At 43.1% G+C, this 23,872-nt stretch carries 22 protein-coding genes; 15 read left to right on the top strand and 7 right to left on the bottom strand.

Annotated features, from left to right (window positions below; genetic code table 11):
- The first annotated feature begins 24 nt into the window (after nt 1-24).
- From pgsB to NSQ34_RS16430, 5 genes are all read left to right on the top strand, one after another.
- Nucleotides 25-1,206 (top strand): poly-gamma-glutamate synthase PgsB, encoded by a 1,182-nt coding sequence (pgsB, locus tag NSQ34_RS16450; RefSeq protein WP_024423670.1) that lies wholly within the window; start codon nt 25-27, stop codon nt 1,204-1,206.
- 15 nt (nt 1,207-1,221) lie between these two features.
- Nucleotides 1,222-1,671 (top strand): poly-gamma-glutamate biosynthesis protein PgsC, encoded by a 450-nt coding sequence (gene pgsC, locus NSQ34_RS16445; RefSeq protein WP_007497520.1) that lies wholly within the window; start codon nt 1,222-1,224, stop codon nt 1,669-1,671.
- Between the two features lie 18 nt (nt 1,672-1,689).
- On the top strand, nt 1,690-2,856 hold the full coding sequence (locus tag NSQ34_RS16440; protein WP_176967156.1) for a CapA family protein: 1,167 nt from the start codon (nt 1,690-1,692) through the stop codon (nt 2,854-2,856).
- Nucleotides 2,853-3,023 carry a hypothetical protein gene (locus tag NSQ34_RS16435; protein ID WP_087976066.1) on the top strand — a complete coding sequence of 57 codons (171 nt, stop codon included), beginning with the start codon at nt 2,853-2,855 and terminating at the stop codon, nt 3,021-3,023. Before NSQ34_RS16440 ends, NSQ34_RS16435 begins: the two co-directional genes overlap by 4 nt.
- A gap of 108 nt (nt 3,024-3,131) precedes the next feature.
- Nucleotides 3,132-4,355 (top strand): C40 family peptidase, encoded by a 1,224-nt coding sequence (locus NSQ34_RS16430; protein ID WP_176967157.1) that lies wholly within the window; start codon nt 3,132-3,134, stop codon nt 4,353-4,355.
- A gap of 53 nt (nt 4,356-4,408) precedes the next feature.
- On the opposite strand, the gene NSQ34_RS16425 is transcribed toward NSQ34_RS16430, so the two are convergent.
- Together NSQ34_RS16425 and NSQ34_RS16420 are read right to left on the bottom strand one after the other, a co-directional pair.
- On the bottom strand, nt 4,409-5,290 hold the full coding sequence (locus tag NSQ34_RS16425) for a Cof-type HAD-IIB family hydrolase (protein WP_025093926.1): 882 nt from the start codon (nt 5,288-5,290) through the stop codon (nt 4,409-4,411).
- A gap of 163 nt (nt 5,291-5,453) precedes the next feature.
- Nucleotides 5,454-6,419: an LCP family protein gene (locus NSQ34_RS16420; protein WP_061110165.1), complete on the bottom strand. Its 966-nt coding sequence runs from the start codon at nt 6,417-6,419 to the stop codon at nt 5,454-5,456.
- A 257-nt stretch (nt 6,420-6,676) separates the two neighbouring features.
- On the opposite strand from NSQ34_RS16420, the gene NSQ34_RS16415 reads away from it, so the two are divergent.
- Entirely contained in the window at nt 6,677-8,041 is a 1,365-nt protein-coding gene (locus tag NSQ34_RS16415) for a sugar porter family MFS transporter (RefSeq protein ID WP_176967158.1), read from the top strand.
- Nucleotides 8,042-8,176: 135 nt separating this feature from the next.
- The gene (locus tag NSQ34_RS16410) at nt 8,177-9,574 is read left to right on the top strand and encodes a bifunctional glycosyltransferase family 2 protein/class I SAM-dependent methyltransferase (protein WP_176967159.1); all 1,398 of its coding nucleotides are present in this window, start codon (nt 8,177-8,179) and stop codon (nt 9,572-9,574) included.
- 13 nt (nt 9,575-9,587) lie between these two features.
- Here the strand turns inward: NSQ34_RS16410 and NSQ34_RS16405 are convergent, their stop codons facing one another.
- From NSQ34_RS16405 to kduI, 5 genes are all read right to left on the bottom strand, one after another.
- Complete coding sequence (locus tag NSQ34_RS16405; protein WP_034281158.1) at nt 9,588-10,733, bottom strand: Ger(x)C family spore germination protein; 1,146 nt, start codon at nt 10,731-10,733, stop codon at nt 9,588-9,590.
- Complete coding sequence (locus NSQ34_RS16400) at nt 10,730-11,830, bottom strand: GerAB/ArcD/ProY family transporter (RefSeq protein ID WP_061110162.1); 1,101 nt, start codon at nt 11,828-11,830, stop codon at nt 10,730-10,732. Before NSQ34_RS16400 ends, NSQ34_RS16405 begins: the two co-directional genes overlap by 4 nt.
- Nucleotides 11,831-11,833: 3 nt before the next feature.
- The gene (locus NSQ34_RS16395) at nt 11,834-13,300 is read right to left on the bottom strand and encodes a spore germination protein (RefSeq protein ID WP_034281156.1); all 1,467 of its coding nucleotides are present in this window, start codon (nt 13,298-13,300) and stop codon (nt 11,834-11,836) included.
- Nucleotides 13,301-13,403: 103 nt separating this feature from the next.
- A complete protein-coding gene (gene kduD, locus NSQ34_RS16390) occupies nt 13,404-14,174 on the bottom strand; it encodes a 2-dehydro-3-deoxy-D-gluconate 5-dehydrogenase KduD (protein ID WP_176544450.1) in 771 nt (256 codons plus the stop codon).
- 8 nt (nt 14,175-14,182) lie between these two features.
- Nucleotides 14,183-15,010, bottom strand: a complete 828-nt coding sequence (gene kduI / locus NSQ34_RS16385) for a 5-dehydro-4-deoxy-D-glucuronate isomerase (protein WP_041115552.1) — start codon at nt 15,008-15,010, stop codon at nt 14,183-14,185.
- Nucleotides 15,011-15,269: 259 nt separating this feature from the next.
- Between kduI and NSQ34_RS16380 the strand changes: the two genes are divergently transcribed.
- The 8 genes from NSQ34_RS16380 to NSQ34_RS16345 all read left to right on the top strand — a co-directional run bounded on the left by NSQ34_RS16380 (nt 15,270) and on the right by NSQ34_RS16345 (nt 23,821).
- Nucleotides 15,270-16,280, top strand: a complete 1,011-nt coding sequence (locus tag NSQ34_RS16380; protein WP_041115553.1) for a LacI family DNA-binding transcriptional regulator — start codon at nt 15,270-15,272, stop codon at nt 16,278-16,280.
- Nucleotides 16,281-16,366: 86 nt separating this feature from the next.
- Complete coding sequence (locus NSQ34_RS16375) at nt 16,367-17,383, top strand: sugar kinase (RefSeq protein WP_098677185.1); 1,017 nt, start codon at nt 16,367-16,369, stop codon at nt 17,381-17,383.
- Nucleotides 17,355-17,954, top strand: coding sequence for a bifunctional 4-hydroxy-2-oxoglutarate aldolase/2-dehydro-3-deoxy-phosphogluconate aldolase (locus NSQ34_RS16370; protein ID WP_065214849.1), 600 nt, complete (start codon nt 17,355-17,357; stop codon nt 17,952-17,954). The genes NSQ34_RS16375 and NSQ34_RS16370 overlap by 29 nt, the downstream gene beginning before the upstream one ends.
- A gap of 121 nt (nt 17,955-18,075) precedes the next feature.
- Nucleotides 18,076-18,531, top strand: a complete 456-nt coding sequence (locus NSQ34_RS16365) for a GNAT family N-acetyltransferase (RefSeq protein WP_061110157.1) — start codon at nt 18,076-18,078, stop codon at nt 18,529-18,531.
- A gap of 68 nt (nt 18,532-18,599) precedes the next feature.
- Nucleotides 18,600-19,601, top strand: a complete 1,002-nt coding sequence (locus NSQ34_RS16360) for a sugar-binding protein (protein WP_034281148.1) — start codon at nt 18,600-18,602, stop codon at nt 19,599-19,601.
- Nucleotides 19,598-21,040 carry a sensor histidine kinase gene (locus tag NSQ34_RS16355; protein WP_061110156.1) on the top strand — a complete coding sequence of 481 codons (1,443 nt, stop codon included), beginning with the start codon at nt 19,598-19,600 and terminating at the stop codon, nt 21,038-21,040. Before NSQ34_RS16360 ends, NSQ34_RS16355 begins: the two co-directional genes overlap by 4 nt.
- Complete coding sequence (locus NSQ34_RS16350) at nt 21,034-22,452, top strand: response regulator (protein WP_176967161.1); 1,419 nt, start codon at nt 21,034-21,036, stop codon at nt 22,450-22,452. Before NSQ34_RS16355 ends, NSQ34_RS16350 begins: the two co-directional genes overlap by 7 nt.
- 103 nt (nt 22,453-22,555) lie before the next feature.
- Nucleotides 22,556-23,821 carry an ABC transporter substrate-binding protein gene (locus NSQ34_RS16345; RefSeq protein WP_065214845.1) on the top strand — a complete coding sequence of 422 codons (1,266 nt, stop codon included), beginning with the start codon at nt 22,556-22,558 and terminating at the stop codon, nt 23,819-23,821.
- The last annotated feature ends 51 nt before the right edge of the window (nt 23,822-23,872 follow it).

Raw genomic sequence — 23,872 nt, 5'->3', positions numbered from 1 at the left:
TAAAAAAAGGAGATGTAGATAGCGATGTGGTTAATCGTTATAGCCTGTGTCATCATGTTAGGGATTGGCTTTATTGAAAAGAAGCGTCATCAGAAAAATATCGATGCCCTGCCGGTGCGCGTCAATATTAATGGTATTCGCGGAAAGTCTACCGTCACAAGATTGACAACCGGTATCTTAATGGAGGCAGGTTATAAAACTGTCGGTAAAACAACGGGAACGGATGCAAGAATGATTTATTGGGATACGCCAGAGGAGAAACCGATTAAAAGGAAACCGCAAGGACCGAATATCGGAGAGCAGAAAGAAGTTATGAGAGAAACAGTTGAAAGAGGAGCAAATGCTATCGTCAGTGAATGTATGGCGGTAAATCCAGATTACCAAATTATCTTTCAGGAAGAGCTGCTTCAAGCAAACATTGGCGTGATCGTAAACGTTCTTGAAGACCATATGGACGTCATGGGGCCGACACTTGATGAAATAGCAGAAGCCTTTACAGCGACAATTCCTTACAATGGACACTTGGTTATTACGGATAGTGAATATACGGATTTCTTTAAAGAGATTGCGAAAAAACGCAACACAGAAGTCATTGTTGCAGATAATTCCAAGATTTCCGATGAGTTTTTGCGGAAATTTGAGTACATGGTTTTCCCAGATAATGCTTCACTTGCACTTGGTGTTGCCCAAGCATTAGGGATTGATGAAGATACGGCATTCAGAGGAATGTTAAATGCGCCGCCTGATCCAGGAGCGATGAGAATTCTTCCATTAATGGACGCGAAAACGCCTGGACACTTTGTAAATGGATTTGCGGCAAATGACGCAGCATCTACATTGAACATTTGGAAGCGTGTGAAAGAAATTGGATATCCAACAGATGAACCGATTATTATTATGAACTGCCGTGCGGATCGGGTAGATAGAACGATCCAGTTTGCGGAGGATGTACTTCCATATATTGAAGCAAGTGATCTTGTCTTAATTGGTGAAACAACAGATCCAATTGTGAAGGCATATGAGGAAGGGAAAATTCCGGCTGACCACTTACACAACCTTGAATATCAATCTACAGAAGAAATTATGAATATGCTTGAGAAAAAGCTTCATAATCGAGTGGTTTATGGAGTCGGCAATATCCATGGTGCCGCTGAACCGTTAATCGAAAAAATTCAAGAATACAAAATTAAGCAGCTTGTCAGCTAGGAGGAAATATAGAAAATGTTCGGATCAGATCTTTATATCTCGTTAATTTTAGGTGTTCTACTTAGTTTAATCTTTGCAGAAAAAACAGGAATCGTACCAGCTGGACTTGTTGTTCCGGGTTATCTGGCGCTTGTATTTAACCAGCCAGTCTTCATTTTAGTCGTCTTATCTGTCAGCTTGCTTACGTATGTCATCGTTCGCTTTGGTCTATCAAAATTTATGATTTTATACGGACGCAGAAAGTTTGCTGCGATGCTGATTACAGGGATTGCTTTGAAACTGATATTTGATTTCTTCTATCCAGTGGTCCCATTTGAAATAGCAGAATTCCGCGGAATTGGAATCATCGTTCCTGGATTGATTGCGAATACGATTCAAAAGCAAGGTCTTACGATTACCCTTGGAAGCACGTTACTTCTAAGTGGTGCAACATTTGCCATCATGTATGTTTACTATCTATTTTAAGATAAGGTGTGTCCAATGATGAATAAAAAATTGAGCTTTCAGGAAAAGCTGCTGAAAATCACAAAGAATCAAAAGAAAAAGACGAATAAACATGTACTGATTGCTTTACCGATCGTTATTGCTTGTACATTTCTATTTACGTTTATCGGGCAAGCACAAGTGCCAACTGTACAAAAGAATCCAGAAAACATCCTGACCGCTTCGTTTGTCGGTGACATTATGTTTGGAAGAAACGTAGAGAAAGTAACAGACCGCTATGGAAAAGAGCATCTCTTTCGTTATGCCAAGCCATATTTTGATGTGTCAGATTATGTGACAGGCAACTTTGAGCATCCTATCGCATCAGATAAGGAACAGGCAGCCCAAAAGAATATTCATTTAAAAACAGATGAAGATTCTGTCCAAGCGTTGAAGGATTTAAATTTCTCTGTCTTAAACTTTGCGAATAACCATGCGGCAGACTATGGTGAAAAAGGGCTGAACAACACGATCAATGCCTTTGAACAAAATGGTATGGATTATACAGGTGCAGGCCGTAACCTCCAAGATGCGAAGCAGAACATTTCGTACAAAGAAGTAAATGGTGTCAAAATTGCTACACTTGGTTTTACAGATGTGTATGGGAAAGATTTCAAAGCAACGAATCGCCAGGCGGGTATTCTGCCAGCCGATCCATCTATCTTTATTCCGATGATTTCGCAGGCTGCTGAAAAGGCAGATCTCGTCGTTGTTCATGCTCACTGGGGACAGGAGTACAACAATGAAGTAAACGACAGACAAAGAGAATTGGCAAGAGCGATGTCTAAGGCCGGAGCTGATATCATTATCGGTGCTCACCCGCACGTCCTTGAACCAATGGAAGTCTATAACGGAACAGCGATTTTCTATAGCCTAGGCAACTTTATTTTTGATCAAGGCTGGTCAAGAACACGTGATTCTGCACTTGTTCAGTATCATCTGAATGAAGATGGAAAAGCGACATTTGAAGTTGTCCCAATGTACATCAAAGAAGCAACACCTGCTCCAGTAAAAGCAGGATCTCTAGAATCAAAAGCCATTATCCGTATGCTGACCAATGGAACGAATGCGGATTGGAAAGAAAAAGACGGACACATTTTCTTTGAAGTAGATCACGCTGATAAAGTTAAAAACTTAAAAGAAAACGGAGGGAAAGAGAAGAAATGAAATTCCTAAAAGCAAGCTGGCCGTTTGTTGCGTTAATTTTAGTCTTTGTCTTTATGTCTGCTTTTAAATTTAGTGACAGTCTGACAGATCACGAAAAACAAAAGATTTCGGTTGAAATGCAGAAAATTGAACAGCAAAAGCAGTCAAAAGCGGAAGCAGGTAAATAACCTAAAAAGGATAAAGGGCACGCACATCGCGTGCTCTTTTTTTGTCGAAATACGGTGTAAAATGAAAGGTGTCATGTCGAAACTATAGAAGAAAGGAGGGAAAGGATCATGAAATGGAAAGGAATGTTAATTGGAGGGTGTGCGCTTGTAGGGCTGATGTTCATGTCTCAAACAGCGGTTTCTGCTCAAACACCATCTCTTTTGGAGCAAGCGGAAAAGCTGATTGGAACACCTTATCATAAAGGAGGAACCGATCCAAAAACGGGCTTTGATGCATCTGGGTTTATTCAATATGTGTACAAGACATCCGAAACATTTGATTTGCCGCGGAAGGTAATCGACCAATATCAGATTGGAAAAAAGGTATCATGGGATAAAGCGCAGCCCGGTGACCTTGTGTATTTCCGAAGCCTTGAAGAAACGAAGGATATCCCAACACATGTGGCGTTATACGCTGGGAACCATCAGGTTATCCACATCACGCTTAGTCAAGGTGTGGTGAAAACAGATGTCAGCAAAAGCAAATATTGGACTGATCGATTTTATGCGGTCAAACGACTGCCCGGCACACAAGAAATTTCTGATGACCCTCTTGTGAAAGATGCGATGACCTATTTGGGAATTCCTTATGAGTTTGGAGGAGCAGATCCAAAGACTGGTTTCGACTGCTCAGGATTTTTACAGTATTTATTTGAAAAATCACTTGGAATCTATTTACCTCGAAGTGCTGAACAGCAGTGGATCGTTGGAGAAAAAGTGGCATTAGACGATATCCGCCCTGGGGATTTTGTTTTTTTTAGTAACACATATAAGCCCGGAATTTCTCATGTAGGTATGTATATTGGAGGCGACCGCTTTATTCATGCGAGCCGTTCTGAAAGTGTGACAATTTCTTATTTGTCTGAATCGTATTGGCGCGAAAAATGGACAGGTGCGAAACGATTAACAGATCTGGAGCTTGCGAAAGAGGACCCTATCGTATCAAAAGCCGCTACGTATATTGGTGAAGTCCCTTATGTCAAAGGCGGTACGAACCCAAAGGAAGGATTTGATACAGCAGGGTTCACGCAGTACGTGTATCAAGAAGTGCTTGGCATTGAGCTGCCCCGCTATGCATCAGGTCAAGTTAAAGCAGGTACACCTGTGAAACGTTCTGAGCTTCAGCCGGGAGATCTTGTCTTCTTCAGCGGAACATCATTGATGCCGGCGATATATGCAGGATCCAATCAAGTCATTCATGTGACTGTCTCAAACGGTGTTGTCTTAACCAATATGAAAACAAGTACGTACTGGAAGGACAAATATGAAACGGCTGTTAGAATCAAAAAATAAAGAAAAAGCCCGATCAATACTATCGGACTTCTGCACTTCTCTCTAGGCGCTGATCAGACAAGCGTCTTTTTTTCATGGAATTGATTTTGTAAAAGAAGATCAATAAAATAAGCGACACCATCTTCATGATTTCCTTTTGTGATGAAGGTGCTCTTTTCTTTAATGACATCAACAGCATTCCCCATTGCAATACGATGGCCTGCTTCTTCAAACATAGAAAGATCGTTTGGGCTGTCACCAATTGCATAAATATGTGAGCGGTCTACACCATAATGGGCTGCGAGCTTTTTCAGGGCATGTCCTTTTCCAGACTCTTTTGGCAGCACCTCAATAATATGTTTACCAGACGAGGTCAATGAAAGCTCGGGCATGTCTGCCAGAAGATTTCGTGCTTCGTTCAGTTTGTTCATATCAAACGAGAAGCAGAGTAATTTATAGGTCGGTTCGTTCGACTCAAAAATCTCACGGATATCATCCACTGGTTTGATGCCAAATTGTTTAAATTGCGTCATGGCTCCTTCCCATAGATCAGCGAGATCCTCATTTGGGTTTGCGCTTTTGATCAGATCAAATTCTGCTTTCAGCTTCTCTTTTCCATCAAAAGGAGAGAGGAGAGCATCATCTGTATAGACTTCAAAGTAAATGTTTCGTTCCACTAATGCCTTTGCAGCCCGCTTGCCCGCTTCTTGGTCCAATGTGATACGGCTGAAGAGCTCGTATCCTTCTGTATGGACAGTCCCGCCGTTTGCCGCAATAATGGGGATGTCCAAATCGCCAAGCAGCTCTTTTACATCAAAAGTTGCCCGCCCTGTACAGATGGTCACAATATATCCAGCTTCCTTTGCACGAATCAATGCCTCACGGTTTTGAGCGGATATTTCACTTTTTGTATTTAAGAGTGTACCGTCTAAATCAATTGCAATCATTTTTTTCATCGCTGTCAAATCCTCCTTCATTCATGCAATAGCCTCTTCAAAGTATGTACGATTTCCTTCATTCTCATAAAAAAGGAAGGTTAATTCCTCTCTATCAAGGCTAAACAAAAATGAGTGAATGATCAAGGAAATAAGAAAAAGCGCCCCATAGGGACGCTTTTATTTATGATAATTCAAGCTGCTTCTTCAATTCTGTTTTTACTTCGTTCAGCTGGGTTTGATCCAATTGGAAATAATAAACACCGTTTGGCTGGTAATCAGATCCTTTAAGCTGAATGGTATCAACCGATTTCAATGATGTCAGAAGCGGGAAAAGACCGACTAACTCCTTCATTGAAAGGGTGGTTGACACATTATCGCCGAGTGTATCAATGATATTGTCGTATGACGGAATAGATGTTAATGATTTTGATTTATCAAAAATGGCTTTTAACACTTCCATTTGACGCTGTCCACGCATTAAATCACTATCTGCTTTTCTTGTTCTCACATATGCGAGCGCTTGATCACCATCTAGTGTATGAGTTCCAGTTTGAAGCACAACCTTGCCTTTTGTATCCTTTTTAATCTGTTTCACAAGATACTCATCCTTGATGTTAATAGGAACACCGTTTAATTCGTTGACGATTTCTTTAAACGCTACGAAATTACTTTGAATGACAAAATCGACCGGAATATCTAGTAAATCTTCAACTGTGCTCACTGTTAAATCTGCACCGCCAAATGCGTGTGCGTGAGTAATTTTATCAAAACCGTGGCCTGGAATATTAACGTATGAGTCCCTAGGAATGCTTAATAATTTAACGGTTTTATTTGTGCGGTTAATGGTTGCCAAAACCATTGCGTCACTTCGTGCTTGTTTCACTGTTTCGCCCGGTCTGCTGTCAATTCCAAGCAGCAAGACAGAAAAACTGTCTTTTCCTGGATCGAATGCTTCAATTCGTTTCACAGATTGTGCGCCGCGATCAAGAGATACTTGAGCCTTTTTAGCAGCATTGGTTATTTTATAGTAGGCATAGCCTGTGACTGAAGCCGTTGTCAGTAAAAGAATACTAATGATAAAAAGAGTGACTTTCACCCATGGTTTTAAACGCTTTTTTCCTTTGCGTTTACTTCGTGATTGATCCATATATTTTAAACCCTCGCTATGATTTTATAGTAAAGATGTCCTTCTTTCTGCTTACAAACTAAAACAAATATACCTTAAAACGGGATATAGTGCGACATTTTTTTCACTAACGCTTAATTGACGTTTCCTTCTCGTAAAAAGTTTCAAAGATACACAAATGAAATATATTTGTCATAAAACATCGAAATGTTTGAAATGACAGGAAGTGAGGAAAATGACTTTTCATAGAGTACAGAGACAAAAGTGGGGTTATGTATATGAAAAATCGGAATGGATGGCTTTATTTCTTCGGCGCCCTTGGCGGTGCTTTATATGGCTATGATACAGGTGTCATCTCTGGCGCCATCTTATTTATGAAAGAAGATTTAGGTTTAAATGCGTTTACAGAGGGGCTTGTCGTCAGCTCGATTTTAATCGGGGCGATGCTTGGTTCCTCTCTTTCTGGAAAGCTGACAGACCAATTTGGGCGGAAAAAAGCCATCATCGCCGCAGCTATTTTGTTTATTATCGGTGGATTTGGTACAGCTCTTGCCCCGAATACGGAAGTGATGATCTTATTCCGAATTGTACTAGGGCTCGCTGTCGGGTGCTCGACAACGATTGTTCCATTATATTTATCTGAACTTGCGCCAAAGGAATCACGAGGGGCACTGTCCTCTTTAAACCAGCTCATGATCACATTTGGTATTCTTCTTGCCTATATTGTGAACTACGCTTTAGCGGATGCAGAGGCATGGCGCTTGATGCTTGGAATTGCGGTTGTTCCTTCTGTTCTTTTATTATTCGGGATTTTGTTTATGCCGGAAAGCCCCCGCTGGCTGTTTGTCCACGGACAGGCTGACCGTGCGAAGGAGATATTATCTAAACTCAGAAAAAGTAAGCAAGAAGTGGCAGAAGAAATTTCAGATATTCAAAAGGCGGAAAGTGAAGAGAAAGGCGGTTTTAAGGAATTATTTGAGCCATGGGTACGCCCAGCATTGATTGCTGGTGTCGGCCTTGCCTTTCTGCAGCAGTTTATCGGTACAAATACGATCATTTACTATGCACCAAAAACATTCACAAGTGTTGGCTTTGGGAATTCAGCAGCGATTTTAGGAACTGTCGGAATTGGTGCAGTGAATGTCATCATGACGTTTGTTGCCATTAAAATCATTGACCGTGTAGGGCGTAAAGCGCTGCTCCTATTTGGGAATGCAGGAATGGTCCTTAGTTTAATTGTCCTGTCAGTGGTCAACCGATTTTTTGAAGGATCAACAGCAGCAGGATGGACAACCGTTATTTGTTTGGGTCTCTTTATCGTCATCTTTGCTGTCAGCTGGGGTCCTGTCGTTTGGGTGATGCTCCCAGAGCTGTTCCCAGTACATGTCAGGGGAATCGGTACAGGTGTCTCGACCTTCCTTCTTCATACAGGAAATTTAATCATCTCGCTGACATTCCCAGCTTTATTAAGCGCGATTGGCATCAGTAATCTCTTCCTCATTTATGCGGTCATTGGCGTAGGCGCCTTCTTATTTGTGAAATACTTGGTGACCGAAACGAAGGGGAAAAGTCTTGAAGAAATTGAAGAAGATTTAAAAAAGAGAAATCGTGCCGTCGCAAGTGGCGAAGGGAAAACGGTATGAACAATGGCCAGCTGCGTGTGCAGCTGGTTTTTCTATGTTAAACAAACGTTTAATCAAGAAAGGACATTCCCTCATCTTCTGAACGTGCTGCCTATCACATACATATGGAACAGGCGGGAGAAAGGTGGAAATGAGATGAAAGGGAAAACAAGCATTGTCATGCTGACTTACAATGAACTGCAATTAACGAAAACATGTATCGAGAGCATTAAACAGCATACGAACAGCGGCCAATATGAACTCATCGTCGTCGATAATGCGTCAACTGATGGCACGAAGGAATATGTAAGAGAGCTGGATGATGTGATTTTCATTGATAATGAAGAGAATGAAGGTTTTGCAAAGGGATGTAATCAAGGGGCAAAAAAAGCTTCAGGAGACAGCATTCTCTTTTTAAATAATGACACGATCGTGACGGAAAATTGGCTTTCTCCATTAAAAGAGGCGCTATTCGCTTCAGAACGAATTGGGATGGTGGGACCCGTCTCTAATTATGTGAGCGGCCCTCAGATGGTCCAGCCATCGTATACAGATGTGAAGGAGCTCCCAGCCTTTGCTAAGGAGTATACGTCTAAGAGAAAAGGTCAGAGAACTTATGTGCACCGGCTTGTAGGGTTTTGCTTGCTCGTGAAAAGAAAGCTGATCGAGGATGTGGGATTATTTGATGAGCGGTTTATATATGGATCATTTGAGGATGACGATCTATGTTTGCGGTCATTACTAAAAGGATATCAGCTGCAAATTGTGCATGATTCCTTTGTGCATCATCATGGTCATGCTACCTTTAATGCCAATCAAGAAACAAACATCTCTACACTGTTTACTGAGAATAGACTTCGATTTTTAGATAAGTGGGGCATAGATCTAAATTTGATCACCCCTCATCCGTATTTTGCGGAATTACTCCCTGAGGACGCTGCTCGCGTGCTGGATGTTGGGTGCGGAGCGGGCGCAACTGGGCTTGAACTGATGAATCGGCAGTCGGTAGACATGTACGGGGTAGAGGCAGATACATTAAAAGCAGCGGTCGCAAAGGCGTATTATGAAGAAGTCATCGAGGCAAATGCAGATGAATACCCATGGTCAGAAAAAGAGGCCTTTTTTAATGCGGTCATTTTTTCGGATGTTTTAGAGCATGTGTCAGATCCTTGGCACATCATTGAGCAAGCGCACGCCTCTTTAAAGCCAGGCGGCGTCATCATTTGCTGCCTGCCTAACATGATGCATGCAGAGGTGCTTCTTCCTTTGATGACAGGTGATTTTACTTATCAAGATGTAGGAATCTTAGACCGAACCCATATACGGTTCTTCACACCAAACACCATGCGTGCGCTTTTCCCAGACCAATTATTTGAACGCGTGATCGAGCAGCGGATCAATGTACAGATTGATCAAAACATCCAATTGTTTTTTGACGAGGTGGCGAGGATAGGAGCATCACTTGGCTTTCAAACAAAAGCGTTGTCTGATCAAGTGACTTTGTATCAGCTTCTCATTGTCGTACGTAAAAAAGGCGGCTCTCTTTTGGGATAACCGCCTTTTTGTATTACCATTTGAAGCTTTTCGTTGCACCTTCTGCACCAAAGTTCAAGATGCTCACTTTGATGTCATACGTTATGTCTGCTTCTTGAAATAGTTTGTCCCATTCATCTCGATGCTGATCCCAATATTCAGGATACTTAATACGAAACTGCCGGCTAAAAAAAATAGGATCAACACCTACTTCATGTTGCATATGACTGACCGTTTTTTGTATGCGCTCTTTAATTTTATGAGAAAAAATCTTCTCAAATCGTTTAATGTACTGTTCATCGTATGAGTTTTCCGGGGGATATTGATCCTCTGACAATTTTCCATTTGTTTGTACACTAACGTTAAATGAAACCTTTCCGTCTTTCAGGTAGGGTTCAATCTTGGTTTTGGCTTTCTTAATTTCATACGTAATCGGAAAGCCTTTATAGGTGGCAGGTACAACGCCGCCTGCGATACGGTCCATCACCCAGTTTAAATATTGTACATCTTGTGCAGAGATGAAACCGATCAGCTTTCTTGTTTTTCCGTGAATGATACCTGCCCCATCATAAATAAGTTCACCGTCTACCGCATCTACACTTTGTACAAGGAAGCTAATGCCCATCTGAAAATAATCAGATGCCCGGCCAATACGTGTTGGCAGTGCGATCTTCCCGTTAAAGCTTCGGTTTTTGGATGTTTCGAAGATATGTTCAACCGGAACCTTTTGCTGTGATTTCAATTTTTGATTGATGACTTTTGACGCATCACCTCGTGACACGAGGAGATAGCTGCTGCGCCGAACCTCATCATCTCGAATAAAATGATTGAGTGTTCCTTGAATATCGTGATGCTCCGCCTGGGTTTTGCCGAACAAGAAGATTTTCAGGTGATCACTATAGATCGGCGGGTCCTTCAAGGCGACATTACTGACAGCCTCCAGCACATTTTTTCCCTTCGAGACGACATTCACATAGCCGGGAGAATCGGCTTCTTGTGTTCCGCCTGTTTTCGGTACAAGGTTTTGATAGGTCAGCTTAACTCCATTCTCATCTTGTTCATCAATGCCAACACCGCGTACAAACGATAGTTTTTCAATATCCTTTAAGTCCCAGCATCCTGCTGATAGAAGGAAAAGAAAGCAGGACAAAAAGAATAAAAGTACACGTCTTCCTCTCATGCAGAACGACCTCCCCATTTTTTGCGTATCATCAGCAGGACAGCTGTAATAAAAGGAATGGCTAAAACTGCGAACAATGCGTAGCCAAGTAAAGTAGAGTAGTAAAAGACTTCATTGATATTTCTTGGAAAAAGTGAGAGTGCTGATGTAATTAAAAATAACAGCCAGAGCAGTCTCGTTATATTGGTCGTTTTAAAAACGGTGAAGCAGCCTTTAATCGCAAATTGGAAAAAGCCCAGCATACAAATGAACTGCTGGCAGGTCCAGATCGTCAGTAAGAAAATATCAAATCGTTCGATAAACACCCCTTCAAGTTCAAGCGCTTGAATGAGGGAAACCGTTGGCCAGGTGAGAGATTTCGTTTCACCCACGGTCATGGAGCCAATCACTATAAAGAGTGTGAGAGAGTACACGAGAGACGTAATGCCAACGCCGATGGCAGCTGCCCATTTTGCCTTCGACCATTTGTCTTTATAAATGAGCGGAACGACAAACAAAATCACTTCAAAGCCTGTAAATTGAATAAAGGTTTGAGAGAACAGTTTACTAAAATCTTCAAAACCATGCGCCATCACAGGACGCAAATAATCAAAATCAAATATTTTCAAACAAAACAGCATGAGCGCTATGTAAATGACCATGGTGATTGGATAAATATAGGTCACCATTTTGACAACTGGAAAGATACCGCTTTTCAAATGATAGATCGCCACAAGTAGAAAAATCATAACAATCACTGCCATGGGAGTCGATTGCAGCAGGAAAAACTGGACCACTTCGCCGAGAACACGTGCCTCAAAGCCGACAATTCCTAGTAAATAGGCGACCAGCATTAAATTAAAGATCGTGCCGAAAAATGCCCCTGCTCCTTTTGTATTTGACTCAAAAATGGTGTCTGGTGCATTCTTTTCAGCAATCCAGCCCAACAAAAAAGCAACGAAAGCAAAGATGACTCCCTGTATTAATACAATGATCCAGCCATCAGGGACTCCTGAATTGGCAGAACTGCGAGGAATGGTTAAAATTCCAGCGCCTATCATTGTAGAGCTGCACAGAATGGTGACTTGTAACAATGATAGCTTTTCAGGTCTGTACATCGTTTAATCTCCTTGTCTTTTGAGATTTTTTATTTTTGCTGTTTTTGGTCTGGATTTAAATAGCCCGATTGGTAAACGAACGTACGTATCCTTTAAATCTGAAAACGGTGAAGAAAGCACTGGTGTGAAATAGTCAAAACCAAAAGTCTTTAACTGCATCAGGTGGCAAAGTACAAATAAATAACACATGATTAAGCCGTATAACCCAAACAATGCTGAACTAAAAATGGCCATAAACCGCAAAATACGCAGTGGGAAACTAAAGTCATATGACGGTGCTGTGAAGTCAGCCAGTGCGGTCAGCGACACAATAATCACCATTAAGGCGCTGACGATATTGGCTTGGACAGCCGCCTGACCAATAATAACGCCGCCAATGAGTCCAATTGTCTGTCCGATGGCTCTTGGAAGCCGTAGTCCAGCTTCCCGCAGCAACTCTATCGTAAAAGACATGAGAATGGCTTCGACAACAGGAGGGAAGGGAACATTCTGCCGGCTGCCTGCGATGGTGAGTGCCATTCTTGTCGGTAATAAACCGGGATGATAAGAGACAAGTGCAATGTAAAGGCCGGGTAAAAAAATCGTGAGCAGCACGGCAATATAACGAAGTAAACGTAAAAGAGTCGCGCTTGTCCACCTCTGATAATAATCCTCCGGAGATTGCATCAAAGCTGTAAGTGTCATAGGTAAAATGAGGGCAAAAGGAGTCCCATCGAGCAAAATCGAGACTTTGCCTTCAAGCACAGATGCAATCACCCGGTCAGGACGTTCTGTGTTTTGTATTTGTGGAAAAATGGAGATGTGACTGTCCTCAATCAGCTGTTCAATATAGCCGGTTTCAGGGATATCATCCATTTTGATTTCGGTCATGCGTGATAGCACATCTTCTACTAGTTTAGGATCAGCAATATCACGAACATACACAAGAGCAGCGGATTTTTTATTTCGAGTACCTATACTCACCTTTTGAATCACAAGGTGAGGGTCGTTTGCCCGCTCACGGAGTAAAGCCGTGTTTTTTTCAAGATTCTCAATAAATCCGATCCGCGGTCCTCTTACAAGAACTTCAGATTGTGGCTCTTCTACTTCTCTAAATTGAAAAAGATTCGTATGGAGCGCAAGCGCTTGAGCCGCTCCATCTACAAATAAAATAGCCCTGCCGCTATATAACTGCTCGATGGCAAGGTTCATATCATCCAGCACATCACTTTGAATGCCAAAGAACGTTTTTGAAAGGGAGGAAAGTGTAGCAGAACCAACCTCGGTGATGTCGAGTTCCTTTTGCATAGGTGAAATGATTTGCTTAGAAAGCATCTCAAATTCTGTGAGTCCTTCAACGTACACGAGACATGCAGAAATAGTGGAAGGACCAAATGAAAAAGAGTGGAACACGATATCATCACTTCTTCCGGCAAAGCTTTTGACACGCTTAATGACGGACGCTATATCTTGTTCAATACGACTTTTCATAATACCTCACCCTCATCACATGTTTTTTATAGAGTGACTCGGAAGGTGGAGAATTATGCAAATAGAAAAAAGAGAATCCCCTAATAGGAATTCTCTCGTATATTTATCTTGCAAGCCAGCCGCCATCAACAGCTAAAATGTGGCCGTTCATATAATCAGAAGCTGGTGAGCTAAGGAAAACAGCCGCACCGGCTAGATCCTCAGGCTTTCCCCAGCGCCCGGCTGGAATTCGTTTCAGAATCTCTTCATTTCGATTTTCGTCGTCACGAATGGCTTGTGTGTTATTGGTCGCAATATACCCAGGCGCAATCGCATTCACTTGAATATGCTGGCTCGCCCATTCGTTGGCAAAAGCTTTCGTCAGCCCTGCGACAGCATGCTTACTTGCTGTATAAGCAGGGACAAAGACGCCGCCTTGAAACGATAGAAGGGAGGCGATATTGACGATTTTCCCTTGCCCATTTTTCAGCATCTGCTGTCCAATCTTTTGCGTGAGGAAAAAGAGACTGTTGATATTCACATCCATGACCGTATGCCAATCTTCCTCTGAATAGTGAGCCGCCGGCTCTCTTTTGATCGTTCCAGCATTATTGATTAAAATATCAATCGTATGCTTCTTTAATATGGCGTCGACAGCCTGCTTTGCAAACTGAGGGTTAGAAAAGTCAACCTGAACCGCATGAAATGATCGGCCTGCCTGTTCGACAAGCGCCTTTGTTTCTTCAAGCGGTGTATGGTGATATGTGCCGATGATATCTGCTCCTGATTTGGCAAGCGCCACGGCAATGCCTTGCCCAATACCGGTTCCAGGGCCTGTCACAAGGGCTGTTTTTCCTTCAAGGGAAAAGAGGGACGCTGCATATGAAGTTGTCATCACTTTCGTTACCTCAGCTGATCCATTGGGACAAAGTCCATATCTTTGAATGTATAGTTTTCTCCCGCCATTGCCCAAATAAATGAGTAATTCGCTGTACCTGAACCTGAATGAATGGACCATGCAGGTGAAATGACTGCTTCCTCATTTGCCACAACAAGATGTCTTGTTTCAGATGGCTCCCCCATAAAATGAAAGACCCGTGCATCCTCTTCGATATCAAGATATAAGTACACTTCCATCCGGCGATCATGAATGTGAGCGGGCATCGTGTTCCATGTGTTATTGGTTTCAAGCTGAGTGATGCCCATCATGAGCTGACAGCTTTGGATGCCGTCTGCATGGATGACTTGATACAGGTTTCGAACGTTGGAAGCAGCTGCTTCCCCTAAGTGGTTTGGTGTTAATTCAGCGATGGCTGCTTTTTGCGTAGGATACGCCCTGTGAGCCGTGGCTGATACTAAATAGAACTTGGCCTGCTCGCCTGATGAACTAGCGAACTGTACATCTTCGTGACCAAGACCAATATATAAGAAATCTTTATGCTCCAGCACAAAGGCCTCACCATCAACAGTGACCGTTCCTTGTCCGCCGACATTTACAATTCCGATTTCTCGTCTTTCAAGAAAATACTCCGTCCGTAAAAAGTCTCCGGCATCTAGTGTGATCGGCTCTGCTGCCGGCATGGCTCCGCCAATCACCACGCGGTCCTCATGCGAGTAATAGAGCTTTAATTCACCACTGACAAACAGTGTAGGAATATGAAAATGACGACGAAGTTCCTCTGTTGTAAAACGTTTGACCTGCTCAGGATGTACAGCATAACGATTTTCCATTTGGATAAGCCTCCCTTTCCATCTGAAACAAATATTGATATTTATTTGGTATCGGTTTCAAGAAAAATTCTAGAGGAAAAAGAGAGCGCCGTCAACCGTTAATTTGAAATCGCTTTCTTTTTCTCTAGTTAGACAAATTTCTGCCATCATCATGCAAAAAAATCTTCTGAAATGCATTCAATTATGATATGCTTTTTTTAAGTTTATTTGAAATCGGTTTCGAACCAAATGAGAAGATCAATTGTGGGAGTTTTTTTGAATGAAAGAGAAAAAGCAAACGAAAGTCACCATTAATGAAGTTGCAGCTTATGCAGGGGTCTCAAAATCAACTGTATCCAGATATATCAATGGCAGAACAAATGAAATTTCTTCAGAAAAGGTAAAAAAAATCAAGAAAGCCATTGAGGAACTCCATTATCGTCCGAGTCAGCTTGCTCAAGGATTGAAAGTCAGAAAAAGCAAGGTCATTGGGTTTATTGTAGCCGACATTACGAATCCATTCTCTGTGGCAACACTTCGCGGGGTCGAAGAGATTTGTGATGAATATGGATACAGCATTATGGTGTGCAACACAGATAATCGTCCAGAAAAAGAACGGGAAATGCTCCTAAAGCTGAATGCACATTATATTGAAGGGCTCATCATCAATACGACAGGACAGAACAATGACATTCTGGAGGATTTTCAGAAAAATGGTGTGCCGATTGTTCTTGTGGACCGGAAGCTGCCTGAACTGAAAGTCGACACAGTGACCACGAATAACCGTGATATCACCATCCGGCTGCTTCAACAAATGTATGAGAAAGGCTATGATCATATCGCTTTCTTTACTGAGCCTGTCGATGGAATCAGCCCTCGTGAAGAACGAAAGGAAGCATATGAACAGACAGCTTTGAGTAAACAGAAGAAGCCGATCATTGCAGAGATTGATTTAAAGCAAAAGGAACAAATGCGCGAAGAGATTGTCCGTTTTTTACAATCAAACGAACAGAAAAAAGCGATTTTAGCCGGTAATGGATTACTCATGCTGAAGCTGATTAGTGAACTTGTAGAGCTTGGGGTGAAGATTCCTAAAGAGATAGGCATTGCAGGGTTTGATGATACAGAATGGTATAAGCTGATTGGACCTGGAATCACAACGGTTGCCCAGCCATCTCATGAAATGGGGAAAGCAGCCATGCAAAAAATCAAGACACGGCTAGAAGGGGATGAAAGTGCGCCCCAAACCATTCAGCTTGATGGAGAAATCATTGTGAGGAAATCTTTATAAACGATAGGCAGAGAAGAGTATACATACGTGCATGCTCTCTCTTTTTCAACTGATTTGAAACCGGTACCGAGGAAGGGGAGAAATGAGTGAAAGCATTGGATGCGGTCACATTTGGGGAATCAATGGCGATGTTTTATGCAAAGGAAGCCGGAGAGCTTCATCAAGTGCATACATTCCAAAAGGCGCTTGCTGGTGCAGAGAGTAACGTGGCTGTCGGCTTGGCGAGGCTGGGCTTTCGTGTGGGATGGATGAGCAAAGTCGGAGCAGATTCACTTGGCACATTTATTTTAGAAGAGCTTCAAAAAGAGGGAGTCGATACAAGTGCAGTACTCCGTTCAAATGATGGGTCTCAAACGGGAATCTTACTTAAATCAAAAGTGATGGATGGAGATCCTGACGTCACGTATTATCGAAAAGGCTCTGCTGCAAGCACAATGAGTCCAAGCGACTTTCCCGCCGCCTATTTCAAACAGGCAGGCCATCTTCATATGACTGGTATTCCGCCTGCCCTATCCAGTGGAATGAGAGCGTTTTCTTTTCGTGTCCTTCAAGAAATGAAAGAAGCGGGCAAAACCATTTCATTTGATCCAAATCTTCGGCTTCAGCTGTGGGAAGAGGAGGAAGATATGGTTCATACGGTGAATCATATCGCTTCGCAAGTGGATTGGTTTTTTCCAGGGCTTGCAGAAGGGCAAAGGCTCACGGGGTGTCACGAGCCAGAAGAGATTGCAGATGTTTATTTGCAAAAAGGTGTCAAGCTAGTGGTCATTAAGCTAGGGGCAGAAGGTGCCTTTTATAAAAGTGCAGCCGGTCAGGGGATTGTGAATGGATTTTATGTGCAGGATGTCGTAGACACAGTTGGAGCTGGTGATGGATTTGCAGTGGGGGTCATCAGCGGCTTGCTTGACGGCTTATCAGATGAAAAATCTGTGACAAGAGGCAATGCGGTCGGTGCACTTGCAGTGATGTCACCTGGCGATAAGGACGGACTGCCTACCAGGGAGGAGCTTCAGGCTTTTATGAAAGAAGCCAAGCGATATCAAAGGCGGGAGTACATGAAAGGGGATGAGAGATATGGGAAAGTCAGCAAGTTTGAGCGTTAAAAAGCAGCTAGCGTCTTGTAAATTGATCGCAGTGGTGAGAGCGGGTAGTGAAGCAGAAGGCATTGAAATGATTGATCGTTTAAAGAAAAAAGGAGTCCGTGCCATTGAAGTGACGTATACCACGCCAAATGCTGAACGCATCATCGCATCCTTCCAAGAGGAGCAGGACATCATTGTAGGAGCGGGAACAATTACGACGCTGGAGCAGGCACAATCAGCCATTGAGGCAGGCTCACAGTTTATCGTTAGTCCAGGATACCTTCCTATGATTGGTGAACATCTCTCATTTTACGACACACTCTATGTACCAGGTGTCCTCACCCCAAGTGAAATCATGCAGGCGAAAGCAGATGGCTACTGCTTGCTCAAGCTATTTCCAAGCGGCTCCTTCGGTTTATCCTATATGAAAAACCTGCAAGGTCCATTTCCGGAGATTGAATTTATTCCTACGGGCGGCATTCATCCAGCTGATGTTCCAAAGTGGCTCAAAGCAGGCGCGGTGGCTGTCGGTGTCGGAAGTCAGCTTGAAAGCAGTACAGCAGAGGAATTACAAGCCGTTCTTTCCTCATAAATACTTGTCAAACGAACAAACAATTAGCTCGTGGATGCCGGTTGTTTGTTCGTTTATCTGACATAACAGCAGATGAAATTTCAACTCTTCACGTACAATGTTCGTGAAGGAGTGATTGAAAATGTATATTCTACAAGATGAACTTACAGATGGACGAATTGACCAGCTGATCACCGCACATATAGAAGAGATGAAGGAGCATTCGCCGCCAGAAAGCATTCATGCCCTTCCATTAACTGATTTAAAAAAACAGGATGTCACCGTGTGGAGTGTGCGAGATGGAGAGGAGCTTCTTGGCTGCGGAGCATTAAAGGAGCTGTCAAGTGAACATGGGGAAATCAAATCGATGAGAACCGCAGCCCTCCATATGCGAAAAGGTGTAGCGAGGTATATGCTGAATTATCTTCTCCAAGAGGCAAAACGGCGCGGGTATACACGTGTCAGCTTAGAGACAGGGGCAATGGCTTTCTTTGAACCAGCAAGAAAACTATATGAGAGCGCTGGATTTCAGCATTGTCCGCCTTTTGGTACATATCAAGAAGATCCAAACAGTTTATTTATGACAAAGGAATTATAGAGGTTGAGAGAGTATGCTTATAAGCAGCTCTTTTTTTATGCGGAAATAGTGGGAAGGAGGAGGACACGGTGAAATTATCTAAGTGGATCGGAATGAGCGCATTTCTCACATTTTGTGTGGTATCTGTCATCTTCTTAACGTTATTAGGTCAAGATTTATTTAAAATTGAAAGCGCTTCCGATGAAACGGCGTCAACGTATCAATACCATTTTGTCCTTGTACCGGAGGAACTTGATAACGAATATTGGCAGCTTGTACAAAAGGGAGCTGCGGATGCGGCAGACGTTCATCACGTATATCTAGAATATTTGGGCCCAAAACAGGCGGATGTAGACGATCATCTGAAAACCATTGATATGGCGATCGCTGGGCATGTTGATGGCATTATGACGCAGGGACTTGATGCTAAGAAATACAAACCGCTTTTTCAGAAGGCGAGGGAAAAAGGCATTGATGTCGTCACCGTCGATACGGATGCAGAGGGGAGCAAGCGTCAAGTGTATGTAGGGACGGACAATTATTATTCAGGTTTTATCGCAGGACAGGCACTCATCGCAGATACAAAAGGTGAACAGTATGTAGGAATTGTCACAGGCAGGCTGGATGCCATTCATCAAAAGCTGCGCGTCAAGGGCTTTCGAGATGCCGTCTCTGCTGAAAAACGCATTCATATTGCTGGAATAGAAGAATCAGCCATTACGAAGTCAGGTGCCTCAGGTGCCGCTTATAAACTATTAAACGATCATGCAAAGCTCACCTCATTTTATGGCACAAGTGCATTAGATGGTGCAGGCATCATCCAAGCAATTGCACAGTATCGATCATCCACTGATTTTTATGTGCTTGCATTTGACACATTGCCTGATACGATTCAGGCGCTTGATGATGGGACAATTGATGCCGTCGTCGTGCAGCATCCTTATGAAATGGGCTATCAAGCGGTTGAATCGCTTGTTCGTTTGCAGAAAGGTGAAAAAGAAGAACCGCTCCAGTACACGGGAACGAGTGTGATCCGGCGCGGGGATCTGCCTCTTCAGCAAACAGACAGAAAGCAGGGGATGCAGCCATGAGAAAGATTCGAAGTAAGCTGTTATTAGCATTTTTAATCCTTGTGCTTCTTGGCAACGTAGCCGCTTTTTTTGTCTACTGGAGCAGTTCAAAAATCACATCAGAATATAGCCGGAGCTTCCGTTCTTTTCTCCTTCTCAATGATATATCAACAGAGGCGAAAATGATGTATGAAAAGGTCAATGCCTATGCCATTGAAAAGGATCGGAAGTTTGCCAAAGAATATCTTACGTCAAAACAGAAAATGAAATCATACGATCAAGCGCTGCAAAAGGATGCCGGTCTTCATGCGGCAATTCCTTCTATTGAAAAATATCAATATATGATACGGACGCTCATCAATGAAAGTGATGCGACCATGACACATGTGAAAGCAGGGAAAATCGAAGAATATGCTGCAAGTGTGAAGGAAGTGAGAACCGTCTCCTCCTATATACAAGAGCAGACGATGACCCTGCTTGATGATGAATTATCTGAGTATCAGGTACTCTATCAATCTCTTCAAAAAAGGCATCAAACCTATGCGCTCTTTACCTTATGCCTGTTTACGTTATCAATCGGGGTCGCCTTATGGATGGCGTATATGATTGCTGGCGGGATCTCAAGACCCATCGTTCATCTGTCCCGAAGTGTAAAAGAAGTATCAGAAGGAAATTTTGATGGAGCGAATTTGCATGTTACCACAAAGGATGAAATCTCTGTTTTAAATGAAGCCTTTCAGCGAATGCGGCAAGAGATGAAAATGATGATTGAAGAGATCAAACAAAAGGCAGCATTAGATCAAAAAATCAAAGACATGAAGCTAAAAACGCTGCAAAACCAAATGAACCCGCATTTTTTATTTAACACATTAAACATCGTTTCACGGATGGCTTACTTAGAATCAGCAGAAGCCACATCAAGGTTGATTCAATCCGTTTCCACGCTGATGCGGTATTCGCTGTCTGCTCTAAGTACATCCGTTACATTGGAACAAGAAGTGAAAGTGGTGAAAGAATATTTTCATATACAAGAAACGAGATTTGCCGATCGTATTACGTGCAAAATGTCCATCGATGAATCATGTTTATCTGTGCATATCCCAAGTCTTACCTTACAGCCGCTTGTCGAAAATGCCTTCATTCATGGCGTTGAACCAAAGGAGGAAGAGGGACTTGTTGAGCTCTCGATCTATCAAGAAGGCGGCTATGTGATGATTCAGATTCAGGACAATGGGATGGGCATCAATGAACAGGAGAAAAGAAGATTGCTGTCAGAAAAAGAAGAGGAAGATCCGAACATACTGAGTAAAGGCCACTCGACAGGAATCGGTCTTCGAAATGTAATGTCAAGACTGCGCTTGTTTTACGGGGTGCAAGATGCCCTTCAAATTGATTCAAAGCCAAACGAAGGCACCACCATACAATTGGCTATTCCGATAAAGGAGGGACCGGAATGCTGAACGTGCTGATTGTCGATGATGAAAAAATAGAACGGCTAGCGATGCGGAAGTTCTTAACAGAATGGCTTCCAGAGTGTCATATAGCAGGAGAAGCGGAAAATGGAAAGAAGGCGGTTGAATTCGTGCAGTCTGAGCCCATTCATCTTGTGCTCATGGATATTCAGATGCCTGGCATGGATGGACTGACAGCGATCAAACAGATCAAAGCAATCAGTCCTCATACAAAATTCATTATGCTGACAGCCTACGATACATTCGATTACGCCAAGCAAGCGATGCAGGAAGGGGTGAAACAATACCTCGTCAAACCAGCTGACAAGGATGAAACCATCGCAGCCATTCGATTTGTAGCAGCAGAGATTCAGCAGGAGGCGTCTCTGCGGCAGGAGGCAGCGGCCGATCAGCAGTCAAAGTGGCTTGAAGCGCATGTCATGAACGGTCAATCTTATACCGAAATGGAGTTTCAACAATTATTTTCCGAATATGAAGCAGGTCTTATCATTGCTGTGCAGCGGACAGAAGGAGATCAGCTGTTGATCGATTTACAGAAATCTGCACGATTTCATACGGTGCCGATTCAGATGGGGGGAGAACTGTTTACATGTCTCATTTATAGTCAGCAGGGACCAGGTCAGCTAAAGGCAGAGGTGCTGCAAGCCATTCGAGCTGCCATGACAAACGGTCAGCCTTCACCTGTCGTTGGCATAGGGCATCCAGTCTCAAACCCGCTTCATCTTCAGAAAAGTGCAGCAGAGGCGAAGCTTTCCTATTATCAGCGAAAAAAGAGTGGCGGCGTTGTTCGTTATGGCTTTTACCAAACAGAAGTGAAGCCCCGCCCATTGATTCATCTGCCGGAGCTTGCAGACAGCATGATGCAGGCGCTCGAGGAAGGGAAAAGAGAGGATGCGCTGGCTTTATTTGATGCCTTTGAATTAGAGGGGGCGGCGATTTCACAGGTAAAAGAACTGCTGATTCTCTTCAAATCACGCCTCCGTACAGATCTATCGATATTGACAATCAGCACCGCAGCTGAATGCCGCCAGTGCTGTGAACACCTATTTGACGTGTATGAAGCGAGAACACAGACCATCAATGACATCGAGCGGGCAAAACGTTACATCAAAACGCATTATTGTGAACAGATCACGCTTGAGCAAACGGCCGCTTATGTTGATTTAAGTCCCACCTATTTCACAAAACGATTTAAAGACGAGACGGGTCTGACATTTAAAGAGTATGTGACAGCCTGCCGGCTGGATAAAATCAAAAAGCTCCTCAAAGACAGCACGCTTAGCTTAAAAGAAATTACCTATCAGGCAGGATATACAGATCCTAATTACGTCAGCCGTGTGTTTAAGAAGATGGTCGGCTGTTCACCGAAGGAATATCGAAAACAGGCCGTAAAAAAATGAAGAATTTCATAAAAAAGTGAAGAAGTTTGCCTGAAAAAAAGCAAGGATCTGCCATTATACTTATTTTGATAACGCTTACAAAATGGGGATAGGGGGATCAATTATGAAGTTCAAATTAGGCTTTACACTGCTGGCACTCTGTATGCTTATCGTCACTGCCTGCAGCTCATCGACGAACTCAGAGGCAAAAAAAGAAGGCGGAGCAGAGAAGCTCGAAATTTTCTCTTGGTGGACAGGAGCGGGTGAGGAAGACGGGCTGAAGGCACTCATTCAATTGTTTGAAGAGGAGAATAAAGACATTCCAATTGAAAATGCAGCCGTCGCAGGTGGTGCTGGTACAAATGCAAAGGCTGTCCTGACTAGCCGGATGCAGGGAAATGATCCGCCTGCTACGTTTCAAGTGCATGGCGGGGCGGAGCTGAATGAGAGCTGGGTCGCGGCAGGCAAAATGGAGCCTCTGGATGATTTATATGAAAAAGAAGGCTGGAAAGACAAATTTCCAAAATCACTGATTGATCTTGTCAGCAAAGATGGGAAAATCTATTCCGTACCGGTGAACATTCACAGGGGCAATGTGCTTTGGTATAACAAGAAGGTATTTGATGATGCAGGCTTAGAGCCGCCAACGACATTTGATGAATTTTTCAAAACAGCAGATGCGTTAAAGAAAAAAGGGATCACACCACTTGCACTTGGAGATAAGGAGCCTTGGGCAGCGACTCATTTGTTTGAAAGTGTTCTGCTGGGTGTATTAGGGGCAGATGATTATCAAAAACTTTGGGCTGGCGACATGAAAATGGATGACGCAAAAGTGAAGGAAGCGGCAGACATCTTTGGACGTATGCTCGAATACGTCAATGACGATCACAGTTCACGTAACTGGCAGGATGCCTCACAGCTCGTGGCAAAAGGAGAAGCGGCAATGAATGTCATGGGCGACTGGGCGAAGGGGTACTTTGTGAATGATCTTGATTTGAAGGTGAATCAAGACTTTGGATACGCGGCGACTCCTGGAACGGAAGGAAGCTTTATGGTGATCACCGATACATTTGGACTGCCAAAGGGTGTGAAACAGCCAGAAAACGTGAAGAAATTCTTATCCGTTTTAGGATCTGTGGAAGGACAGGATGCGTTTAATCCGTTAAAAGGATCGATTCCAGCACGTGTGGATGCAGATGTATCAAAATATGATGAATACGGAAAATCGGCGATGAAGGCATTTAAAGAGTCAAAACTGGCGCCGTCTCTTGCTCATGGCTCAGCTGCTGAAGAAGGGTTTGTGACAAAAGCGAATCAAGCCGTCAATATCTTCGTGACACAAAAAGACAGCAGTCAGTTTGTTTCATCATTAAAAGATGCAATGAAATAAAGACGAAGGAGGCGGCGGCTAGGCACCGCCTCTTTTTTAAAAAGGAGTGTA

The organism is Bacillus sp. FSL P2-0069 (assembly GCF_038593315.1).
GTDB lineage: Bacteria > Bacillota > Bacilli > Bacillales > Bacillaceae > Bacillus > Bacillus safensis.
This window is presented reverse-complemented; position numbering and strand designations above follow the sequence as displayed.

Excerpts from the sequence above, each read along its gene's own strand:
- pgsB (WP_024423670.1), top strand. The coding sequence starts at position 25 with ATGTGGTTAATCGTTATAGCCTGTGTCATCATGTTAGGGATTGGCTTT.
- pgsC (WP_007497520.1), top strand. The coding sequence starts at position 1,222 with ATGTTCGGATCAGATCTTTATATCTCGTTAATTTTAGGTGTTCTACTT.
- NSQ34_RS16440 (WP_176967156.1), top strand. The coding sequence starts at position 1,690 with ATGAATAAAAAATTGAGCTTTCAGGAAAAGCTGCTGAAAATCACAAAG.
- NSQ34_RS16435 (WP_087976066.1), top strand. The coding sequence starts at position 2,853 with ATGAAATTCCTAAAAGCAAGCTGGCCGTTTGTTGCGTTAATTTTAGTC.
- NSQ34_RS16430 (WP_176967157.1), top strand. The coding sequence starts at position 3,132 with ATGAAATGGAAAGGAATGTTAATTGGAGGGTGTGCGCTTGTAGGGCTG.
- NSQ34_RS16425 (WP_025093926.1), bottom strand. The coding sequence starts at position 5,290 with ATGAAAAAAATGATTGCAATTGATTTAGACGGTACACTCTTAAATACA.
- NSQ34_RS16420 (WP_061110165.1), bottom strand. The coding sequence starts at position 6,419 with ATGGATCAATCACGAAGTAAACGCAAAGGAAAAAAGCGTTTAAAACCA.
- NSQ34_RS16415 (WP_176967158.1), top strand. The coding sequence starts at position 6,677 with ATGAAAAATCGGAATGGATGGCTTTATTTCTTCGGCGCCCTTGGCGGT.
- NSQ34_RS16410 (WP_176967159.1), top strand. The coding sequence starts at position 8,177 with ATGAAAGGGAAAACAAGCATTGTCATGCTGACTTACAATGAACTGCAA.
- NSQ34_RS16405 (WP_034281158.1), bottom strand. The coding sequence starts at position 10,733 with ATGAGAGGAAGACGTGTACTTTTATTCTTTTTGTCCTGCTTTCTTTTC.
- NSQ34_RS16400 (WP_061110162.1), bottom strand. The coding sequence starts at position 11,830 with ATGTACAGACCTGAAAAGCTATCATTGTTACAAGTCACCATTCTGTGC.
- NSQ34_RS16395 (WP_034281156.1), bottom strand. The coding sequence starts at position 13,300 with ATGAAAAGTCGTATTGAACAAGATATAGCGTCCGTCATTAAGCGTGTC.
- kduD (WP_176544450.1), bottom strand. The coding sequence starts at position 14,174 with ATGACAACTTCATATGCAGCGTCCCTCTTTTCCCTTGAAGGAAAAACA.
- kduI (WP_041115552.1), bottom strand. The coding sequence starts at position 15,010 with ATGGAAAATCGTTATGCTGTACATCCTGAGCAGGTCAAACGTTTTACA.
- NSQ34_RS16380 (WP_041115553.1), top strand. The coding sequence starts at position 15,270 with ATGAAAGAGAAAAAGCAAACGAAAGTCACCATTAATGAAGTTGCAGCT.
- NSQ34_RS16370 (WP_065214849.1), top strand. The coding sequence starts at position 17,355 with ATGGGAAAGTCAGCAAGTTTGAGCGTTAAAAAGCAGCTAGCGTCTTGT.
- NSQ34_RS16365 (WP_061110157.1), top strand. The coding sequence starts at position 18,076 with ATGTATATTCTACAAGATGAACTTACAGATGGACGAATTGACCAGCTG.
- NSQ34_RS16355 (WP_061110156.1), top strand. The coding sequence starts at position 19,598 with ATGAGAAAGATTCGAAGTAAGCTGTTATTAGCATTTTTAATCCTTGTG.
- NSQ34_RS16350 (WP_176967161.1), top strand. The coding sequence starts at position 21,034 with ATGCTGAACGTGCTGATTGTCGATGATGAAAAAATAGAACGGCTAGCG.
- NSQ34_RS16345 (WP_065214845.1), top strand. The coding sequence starts at position 22,556 with ATGAAGTTCAAATTAGGCTTTACACTGCTGGCACTCTGTATGCTTATC.